This is a genomic window from Amycolatopsis sp. SID8362 (assembly GCF_010550475.1).
GTDB classification, from domain to species: domain Bacteria; phylum Actinomycetota; class Actinomycetes; order Mycobacteriales; family Pseudonocardiaceae; genus Amycolatopsis; species Amycolatopsis eburnea.
In genome coordinates this window covers 1-233 of the sequence record NZ_JAAGNB010000818.1, presented here as the reverse complement: position 1 = coordinate 233, position 233 = coordinate 1, and the positions used below count along the sequence as shown (strand labels likewise).

Annotated in this window: 1 protein-coding gene; it reads right to left on the bottom strand. The window is 77.3% G+C overall.

Annotated elements, in window-relative coordinates; genetic code table 11:
• Window positions 1–233, bottom strand: a 233-nt coding sequence (locus tag G3I65_RS25010) for a cobalamin biosynthesis protein (RefSeq protein WP_160698261.1), incomplete at both ends; no start/stop codon positions are given.

The following is a 233-nucleotide window of genomic DNA, read 5'->3' as shown; positions in this document are numbered from 1 at the left end:
GGCCGGGGACGCCCGCCAGCGCGCCCCACACCAGCGGGGCGACCACGGCGTCGGAGGTGTTCTCGGCCAGCGTCTCCACCGAGGCGCGGGACAACGCGATCGCGCCCAGGCCGTCGGCCACCCGCGGGTCCAATTCGGACAGTGTGGTGCGTGCCGGCTCGAAGCGGCACTCCTCGAGGTCGCGGGCCAGCTCCGTGCCCTGCACCGCGAGGCCGGCGGCGCCGAGGACCGCC